Source organism: Rhodopirellula sp. JB055 (assembly GCF_043100905.1).
GTDB lineage: Bacteria > Planctomycetota > Planctomycetia > Pirellulales > Pirellulaceae > Rhodopirellula.
Genome location: NZ_JBICHO010000005.1, coordinates 1 through 9291, shown reverse-complemented (window position 1 = coordinate 9291; position 9291 = coordinate 1). Strand labels below are relative to the sequence as shown.

Below are 9291 nucleotides of genomic sequence, written 5' to 3'. Positions count from 1 at the left end.
GCCGTTCGCGATCGGCTCCCGAAGCAATTCGCCGACTTCCTCCCACGTCACGTCGTCGGTGACCAAACGCTCCACGTGAGCCTGGCATTCTTCGCAGACCTCGATGTGCTGGGTGACTTCTTGCGTGTCCGCGTCCAGGCGATCGTGGAGGTAGTCGTTCAGCGTTTCTCGATCGTAGTGAAGTCCATCGTCGTGCTTCACATCTCGAATGCGTGCGATCATGCTTCCGTCTCCCACTGACCAGAAAATGCTTGAGCTTCTTGTTGCAAACGTGCCAACACACGGCACTTTGCCATTCGAACGGATCCCTGGGACTTGCCGAGCGATTCCGCAACGTAGGAGATCGATTTGCCCTCGACGGCCGTCATCCAAAAGGATTGCCACGTCGCGGGTTCCACATTCGGCCGCACACGATCGGCGGCAAGCTGAAATTGCTGACGCAGCAATTCGTGATCGAACAGCGTGGCCGTTTCGTTCTCTCGTTCAGGTTGCTGCATCAACCACTGTTGAACGTGGCTGTCCCCCGAACCGATCGGTCCCTTGGAACGGGTCAGATGGTTGACGACCAAGTTGCGAGTGATTCGGAACAACCAAGCCCGAAACGAACCGCTGCCACGCGATTCGAACTTTGTCAGCGACCGCCGCACCGCCGCGAAAACGTCTTGCGTCAAGTCTTCCGCGTCGGCGTGCTGCAATCCTTTTGCCAAGGCAACCCGGACCACCAGCGGACGATAGATCGAGACAAACTCCGTCCAAACTTCTTCCGAAGCCGGCTCATTCAGCTTGCCAATCAGCGACGCTCGTGTTTCCGGACCTTGCAACATTCTTGTCTCCTACCAGCCAAACACAGCGGAGCAAGCTTTGTCACACGCAATCTCGTCAAAATCCAAAAACAACCTTTCCGAGCTCCCCAATTGGAAGGGCTAAATTGCGATTGGAGATCCTTCCCGAGAGCTGATCAAAACCGGTGCACCTGCCGAACCAGGATTCAGATACCCCAGGATACTCATTCGGGCTTCCGATGCAGATTGCCTCAATCAACCGCTTCGCAGACGGTTGATTGAGTCGGCCGGAACACGATAGCATCCGGTTCGTCTCCGGTAACTTTGGGCTAGCAACCGCCGACTGACCCTTCGATCTGCGAAACGTTTTCAATCAACAGTCCGTTTGGTCCGAGCCTGAGGGCCCCGCAAGAAAACTGAAAATTTGAACATCAAGTTTCTAAGAGGACCTCCACGGTGAAATCAAAGCCGGGGCAGAGCGAGGTCCTGATTTCACACGATCCGTTTCAAGTAAAAAACGGATCGGCAATCAATTTTCAAGTGACCTGCATCATGCCCGATGAGCAGACGCCCAGCCGGTTCTATTCGTCGGAGTTCGCTGGCATGTGCTTGGCGATGTAGGCTGGCTCACCCATTCGCTCCAGCAGATCCAGTTGCAATTCCAACCAACCCGCGTGACCTTCTTCGTCGACGGCGATTCGTTCGAACAATTGACGCGTACCGATGTCACGGTCTTCACTCGCTTGAATCGATGCCGTGGTGTAGAAGTCGATCGCTTCCTTTTCGTCAGCTAAGTCAGATTCAAACATCTCCTTCAATGACTTTGCCTGCACAGGAGTTTTCTGCATCGCCACGTTGGGGTGCCCGTTCAGGAACAGGATTCGGTTCAGGAAGTCCTCCGAGTGCCCCAATTCCTCTTGCAATTCTTCCCGCATCTTGGACGCCAACAGGCCCATTCCCCAATCGTCCAGCACACAAGCATGCAACTGATACTGGTGAGTTGCGGTCAGTTCCATGCCCAACGCTTTTTGCAAGTTCTCAATCGTTTGTGTTTTACTCATCGTTCTTCTCCGGGTTCACAGGGAAACAAAATTTGGCACAGGGAAATAGAATTCGATTGTGCAATGGACGCGATAACGTGGAAAGCCATAGGGTAAAATGGTCGCCTCATCGACCAAACCCGAGCTCGCTAAAATACATCGGACTCTCGCGAGATGACTACATTCAAATGGCGAAAAAATGAACTGTCCCGCCATCCAACCTGCAATCATCTCGCACGTGAACGCTGTCTCTCTCACCACCCGCCAAACGCAATCCGACCATGCCCCGTTCGTCACACTCGACTGAAATGCCCGACCACCATTGCCCCGTTTGTGGCGCGAAGCAACGTGTCTTTCTTCGCTACCCTTGGTACATCTGCAAAGAATGCGTGGCCTTGGCCGAGGATGGGGACGGGCGACGTCTGAGCTTTGGAAATAGGAGTTTCTCCGGTGGGTTCTGCTTCCGCTACGTGGACTCCCCGGACACACCTTCCCGGGTATGTGGTTCCGTCTTTTGCCTGATTCACCATCGCCCTGTGTACATCACCGAAGCACGCTTCGGAGGCATCGTAGCTCAACCACTGACTTCGTCGCACACCAGTGGCATGCATCTCTACGACAATGTTGACCTGAGGAGACCAACCTCTGCATGAGAAACATTGCCAACAGAAGGATCGACATTTCAACTGCGCCCCACATTCCATCGTCAGTCATGGTCATATCGTGGTCTTCCGATCGCACCCAAACAGCAAAAGCGTGCTCTGGCGTCACACTTCTTGGGTGAATGCAAACTTGAAAGACATGACCAAACTTAACTCCGTAGACTTCGAAACCTAGGGATACCCCTTAGGTCAACCCGCAAGATTCTAAAACCAAACGTTTCCTGCACCTTTTCCCTTGACAGCCCCCTGTAGAGGGTATCTAAATGCAGGCACGAGGGCGAGTTGTGAGCAAAGGACTGCCTCCACGTCCCAGACGCTTGGCAAGATGCCGGTCGCTCCCCCTTTTCGAACGCGAAGTTCGAATGAATTCGCACTCTACCTGACGGGAAGGAGACCTCTCATGCTCGTGCTATCGAGAAAAGTGAAGCAAGAATTTTCATTCTTGAACCTGGGAATCACGATCGAAATATTACGAGTCAGCGGAAAGAAGGTGCAGGTCGGCGTGGTCGCTCCCGACCATGTCCGCGTTCTGCGAAGCGAACTCATGGAGTCGGAAACCAACGCTCGCATTCACGACGCAGCGCAAGAACAGCGACACGCTTTTCGAAATAAACTGAACACCGTTTCATTGGCCTTATCCGTGACGCAAGCGCATCTGCAGGCCGGACGAGTGGACGAAGCGGAGCAGTCTCTTAACGTCACCTTGGATCAACTCTCAGAACTGGATCAGTTTGCCGGAAAAATCAGTCCGGAAGAAGAGATCATGGCTGCCCCACCTCGAAAACGCAGCGCGCTTGTGGTGGAAGACAACGCGCAGGAAAGAGAGTTGTTAGCTGAATACCTGCGTGTCCATGGATACGATGTCAGCGTAGCCGCGGACGGCGAGCAAGCCTTGGACTACCTCGCCCAACACCATGTCCCCGATGTTGTCCTCTTGGACATGAACATGCCGAACATGAATGGCTCGAACACGGCAAAGGCCATCCGCTGCGACCCGAGGTTCCAGCACTTGAAGCTGTTTGTGATCAGTGGCAGCGAACCAGAAACGCCCAATGGCGAAGCCGACCACCACTACGACCAATGGTTCTCAAAACCAATCCATCCTCACGAGTTCGTCCTAGAACTCGAAAGCCAACTTGGGGCCGCCTGCTGACCCAATGCGTTGCATCGAAAAAGTAACCTATGAATGAGAACGGTCCTGCGTCTGCTACGCCCACGAAAGTCGTTGGCATTGGCGCCTCAGCCGGTGGTCTGCAATCGCTCGAAGCTCTCTTCGATGAACTGAACGCTGAAACGGGATTGGCGATCATTGTCATCCAACATCTGTCGTCTGACTTCGACAGCATGATGGACCAGTTGCTGTCTCGCCACGCAAAGCTGCCTGTCCACCTGATTGAAGACGGCACCTTGATCGAACCAGATCACATCTATTTGCTGCCTCCCGGTCAGCACGTGATCATCTCCAATCGGCGACTGCTCCTTGCCGAACGAGCCAAAGGGAACGGCCTTTCGTTCCAAATCGACGGTTTCTTACGCACCTTGGCACAAGAGGCTGGACCGGATGCCGTCGCCGTCATCTTGTCCGGTACCGGTTCGGATGGCAGCCGCGGGGTCTGCGACATTGCCGCGGCAGGTGGCACCGTCATCGTCGAGTCGATCGAAACCGCTGCATTTGATGGCATGCCAAGGAGCGCCTACGAGACCGGTGTCGCGGAGTTGGTGCTCAGCCCACCCGAAATTGCCCGAGCGCTGCAACGCATTGCCGCCGATGCTCCGGCGACACTCACCAACAGCGAACCGAAGGAAACGCTTGACGCCGAGCCCTTGCTTGAATCCCCGATTCGGTTGGTTTACGGGTTGCTACACAACACCTTCAACATCGATTTCTCACAGTACAAAACCGAGATGTTCAGCCGACGAGTTGAACGCCGGGTTCGACTGGCCCAGAAGGACAGCATCAACGAGTACTGGGAGATGCTACGAGAGGACACCGAAGAACTCAATCAGCTTTACTGCGACATCCTCATCGGAAACACCGATTTTTTTCGTGACAGCAAAGCGTTTGACCGACTGGAACTGGACGTGCTTCCGAAGCTGATCGACGACCTCAATCCCGACGAAGACTTTCGGTGCTGGGTAGCCGGCACCGCAACAGGCGAAGAAGCGTACTCGCTGGCGATTCAATTAGCAGAAGAATTCGACCGACGAGGCATCGAAAAACGTGTCCGAATCTTCGCATCCGATGTTCATGACCCCTCTTTGTTGAAAGCGGGGCGAGGAGTCTTCACAGACGAGCGACTTGCATCCATCACTCCCGAACGTCGCGAACGCTATTTCATTGAAAGACAGGACGGTTTTCACGTCACACCCGAGATCCGCAAACTGGTCGTCTTCACGCCTCACAACGTCATCCGGGACGCTCCCTTCACTCGATTGGACATGATCTCGTGTCGCAACTTGCTGGTGTACCTCACACCTGCGACTCAACAACGCGTGCTCTCGCTTTTTCACTTCGGATTGAAAACCGGTGGCGTCCTCTGCCTTGGCAACAGTGAATCTCTTGGAGATCTTCGCAACGAGTTCCAACCGCTCGACGAATCCCTTCGAATTTTTCGAAAGCATCGCGAAGTCAGCGCTTCTGCTTCAGGCAATTTGTCCCTCCGACGTCCCTGGCCATCTGTTCCGCCTGCCGGAGTCGACATCGCTCGCGAACGGACCGCGACACGTCAACTGCTAAAGACCTACGACCAATTGCTGGAGAAGTTTCTTTCTCCAGCCATCCTGGTCAACGACAAAAAGGAGATCCTGCATGTCTTTGGAGGCGCCGGTTCCTATCTCTCGTTCTCGGATGGTCGACCGCAAAACAACCTCCTCAACATCATCTTGCCGGAACTCCGATCCGCGATTTCGATCGCCTTGGTTCAACTGCGCCGAGACGGTAACCCGGTGACAGTCGAGCAGATCCCGTGCGTCCTGAACGGGGAACAATGCTTTCTCAAGATAACGGTGGATCGCTTTGACGCGGGAGACGACCAAGAAGGCACATCGCTCATTCAGCTCGAACCTCAAGAATTGCAACCAAGCCAACGAGCCCCCATTGTTCTCACCGCAGACCAAGTCATAGCAGTGGAATACCTCGAACGCGAATTGCAATTCACGCAAAGCCATTTGCAGTCGACCATTGAAGAACACCAATCCACCAACGAAGTCCTGCAATCAACCAATGAGCAACTGACCTCCTCCAACGAGGAACTCCAAAGCACCAACGAAGAACTGCATTCCGTCAACGAAGAACTCTACACGGTCAACGCGGAACACCAACGAAAAATTGACGAACTGACGGAACTGAATGACGACATTGACAACCTGTTGACCACCACCAATGTCCACACATTGTTCCTCGATTCGCGTCTGAGACTGAGACGTTTCACCCCGCGAATTGCAGAGCTTTTCAACCTCATCCCCCAAGACATCGGGCGTCCCATTGATGCGTTCACGCATCGTTTACAAGACGCATTTTTGACGCAGAGCATCAAAGAAGTCATCCAGACCGAGCAGTTCATTCAGCGGGAAATCAAAGACGAAAACGGGCAATGGTACTTGCTGCGGATCTTCCCCTACCTATCGCGAGGAACGGTAGAGGGCGCGGTCGTGACCCTGGTGGATGTCACGATGCTGCAAGCAGCGACGGAGGCACTTCAAAAGAGCGAGGAACGATTTGATTTGGCTGTTCGCGGAAGCAACGCCGGAATTTGGGACTGGAAAGATGTCACCAAGGAAGCCATTTGGTGCTCGCGACGTATGTATGCTCTGCTGGGTCGTGACCCAACCGACGAAATGACGGTTTCGCTTTGGGAAGAACTCATGCATCCCAACGACCACGCAAGGGTGATGGCTGCACTCAAAAGCCATCTCGAAAACGACACGCCCTTCGACATCGAGTACCGGATGGAATACGGCACCACCAATGAATACAGGTGGTTTCACATGCGTGGTTCTGCTGAACGCAAGTCTGGACGCAGCGAAACTCGAATGGCGGGATCCGTCGAAGATGTGACCCAGCGCCGTGAAGCAGAACAGGAAGTCAAACAGGGTGTTGCACGACGTGACCAATTTCTGGCGATGCTCTCGCACGAACTTCGCAACCCCTTGGGTGCGGTCACCAATGCGATTGCAATCATGTCCGCCAAGGAGACCAAACCGCTGGTCACCGAGAAAGCCTTGGGCGTCGTCAAACGACAACTCGGGCAGATGTCGCATCTGCTCGACGACCTGCTGGATGTTTCTCGAATCACTCATGGAAAGATCGAACTTCGCGAACAACGCACCGATTTGACCAGGGTCGCGGAACAAGCGATCTGCACCATCCAAAGCCGCGCCGATGCTTCCAACGTGGAACTATCGTCCAACATTCCCTCCGCCCCATTGATCGTCAACGGTGACCCTGCAAGGCTCGAACAGGTGACGGTGAACTTGCTCAACAACGCAATCAAATACAACTCCGCCGAAGGAAAGGTGCATCTCGAACTCAAGGTCGCCGGGAACAACGTGCTCATTGAAGTGAAGGACACAGGGGCTGGCATTCCCGAGGACAAACTGAACGAGATCTTCTCTCTGTTCTATCAATCCGATGAAACGCTGGATCGATCCAATGGCGGCATGGGAGTCGGCTTGACGCTCGTTAAAGCGGTTGTGGAACTGCATCACGGAACGGTCACTGCCGAGAGCGATGGAATCGGAAAAGGCAGCACGTTCACAGTAACGCTCCCGCTTTCGCAATACCAAATCGCTGACGACACCGAGGCACCACAAAGCTCGGGCGCCGCCCTCCAATCTGTTGTGCTGGTGGAAGACATTGATGATGCACGCGAAATGCTAGCGGGGTTGCTGGAGTTGCGAGGGCTGACCGTGTTCCAGGCCAGCGATGGTGTGGCTGGTTGGGAAAAAATCTGTGAAATCCGTCCCGATGCAGCCATCATCGACATCGGACTGCCCGTCATGGACGGTCACGAACTTGCCAAACGCATTCGGTCCGATCCGGACCACGCTTGCACCAAACTGGTCGCACTGACTGGATATGGGCAAGACAAAGATCGCAAAGCAGTTCGGGACTCGGGATTTGACCTTCATCTCGTCAAACCACTGAATCCCGAGAAACTCGAGCAAATTCTCACCGAACTTTCGGAACTGACCCCACAAACCTTCCGAACCGAAGAAATCGCCTAAACAACCAGCATCCTTCCCCAAAAGGCTCGCAGGAGACTCGCTTGCGTTGGAGCGCAAAACAGCGGAAAATCCTCCCTCCGATTGAATCAACAGCTCGCAATCAAGACCATGCGTACCTCCACGCTTTTCACCTGCATTGGCCTCTGCATTGCCGCTGTGTCCGTTATCAGCCTCTACATGATCTCGGCTGAATATCAGCGTCACGCTGTCAATGAACTCGCTGCCAAAGTGACCGATGTCACGGAACGACTGGAACACGAACTCGGCTACGGAGGTCTGATCCACAACTTCAAAAACTACGTTTTGCGTCCCGACGAACCACGTTATTACGAACACGCAGTCCAGAACGCTGCAAAAGCGACCGAACTGATTCGCGAACTGGAAACCATTGCCCAGCCCCCAATCCACGGCGTCCCGCTGCCAGAAACCCAACGCATGGTCACGGAGTACTCCGGCCAATTGCAGGTTGTCCGTGAGATGGCAAGCAACGGCGCCACCGCCCGAGAAATTGACGCAACCGTCCGCTTTGACGACTCGCCCTCACTCATCGAACTCAAAACAATCGTTCAGTCGCTCAACGCTTCATGCAGAGCGGAGGCCGAGCGACTCGAGAGACGCACTCGAATGCTGATGCTACTGAACGTCATTCTGGGGATCGGCGCCGCAACCACCCTGGCAACCGTTAGCATCGGACAACATGTCCGAGACCTTCAAACTCAGGTGGTCTACATCCGACTGCTTGGTGAAAGCGGTGGCATTTGGAACTGGAACCGACAAACCGATCACGTCCAGTATGCACCCAAATTTCGGCAGTTGCTTGGTTACGACCGCAATGACCGACATGCCTTCCCCGAAACGTTCCAGGCCTTTCGCGAACGGATCCACCCAGACGATTCTGATGAATTCTTCGATCAACTCAACGCACAACAGAGGACCCGCGAACCTTTCACCGTCGAATTCCGAATGCTCCACCGCGATGGGGGCCACTTCTGGTTTCGTACTCATGCACACACGCTTTTCGACAGCCATGGCACTCCCATTCGGACCGCGGGAACCATTTTCAATATCGAGGATAAAAAGAAATCCGAAAACGAACTGCAAGAAAGCAACCGAGAATTGCAACGATTTGCCTTTGCCGCCTCCCACGATCTGCAAGAACCCTTGCGTGCAATCGCGGGATTCAGCCAACTCTTGCAGCAACGACACGCAGATTCACTCAACGCAAAAGGCCACACCTATTTGCAGCACATCATTGACGGCGCCACCAGGATGAAGGACCTCATCGACGACATTTTGATGCTGTCGCGTGTCGGGCAATCCGAACTTGAAATCACGCAGGTCGACCTTCAAGACTGCGTCGCCACCGCTCTCCAAAACCTTTCCCAGCTGACCCTAGAAACATCCCCTGAAATCACGGTTTCCGAATTAGGGATGGTGCATGGACACGAGGGTTTTCTGGTGGAACTGTTTCAAAATCTCATCAGCAATGCAATCAAATTCAGCAAACCCAACGAACCAGCCAAAATCACGATCACCAGTGAAGTCCGCGGGTCTCGAAAGACCATCATTGTAGCCGACCAA

6 protein-coding genes are annotated in these 9291 nt (G+C 54.0%); 3 read left to right on the top strand and 3 right to left on the bottom strand.

What is annotated here, in order from left to right; translation table 11 throughout:
- From ACF8AM_RS00115 to ACF8AM_RS00105, 3 genes are all read right to left on the bottom strand, one after another.
- On the bottom strand, positions 1 to 222 hold a 222-nt coding region (locus ACF8AM_RS00115), incomplete at its 3' end, for a hypothetical protein (protein ID WP_392553670.1).
- Positions 219 to 824, bottom strand: coding sequence for an RNA polymerase sigma factor (locus ACF8AM_RS00110; protein ID WP_392553669.1), 606 nt, complete (start codon positions 822 to 824; stop codon positions 219 to 221). The genes ACF8AM_RS00115 and ACF8AM_RS00110, both read right to left, overlap by 4 nt.
- A 539-nt stretch (positions 825 to 1363) precedes the next feature.
- A complete protein-coding gene (locus ACF8AM_RS00105; RefSeq protein ID WP_392553668.1) occupies positions 1364 to 1843 on the bottom strand; it encodes a bacterioferritin in 480 nt (159 codons plus the stop codon).
- A 1041-nt stretch (positions 1844 to 2884) separates the two neighbouring features.
- On the opposite strand from ACF8AM_RS00105, the gene ACF8AM_RS00100 reads away from it, so the two are divergent.
- The 3 genes from ACF8AM_RS00100 to ACF8AM_RS00090 all read left to right on the top strand — a co-directional run.
- Positions 2885 to 3637: a response regulator gene (locus ACF8AM_RS00100; protein ID WP_392553667.1), complete on the top strand. Its 753-nt coding sequence runs from the start codon at positions 2885 to 2887 to the stop codon at positions 3635 to 3637.
- A 29-nt stretch (positions 3638 to 3666) separates the two neighbouring features.
- Positions 3667 to 7710 carry a chemotaxis protein CheB gene (locus tag ACF8AM_RS00095; RefSeq protein WP_392553666.1) on the top strand — a complete coding sequence of 1348 codons (4044 nt, stop codon included), beginning with the start codon at positions 3667 to 3669 and terminating at the stop codon, positions 7708 to 7710.
- A 108-nt stretch (positions 7711 to 7818) separates the two neighbouring features.
- Positions 7819 to 9291, top strand: a 1473-nt coding sequence (locus ACF8AM_RS00090) for a PAS domain-containing protein (protein WP_392553665.1), incomplete at its 3' end; no start/stop codon positions are given.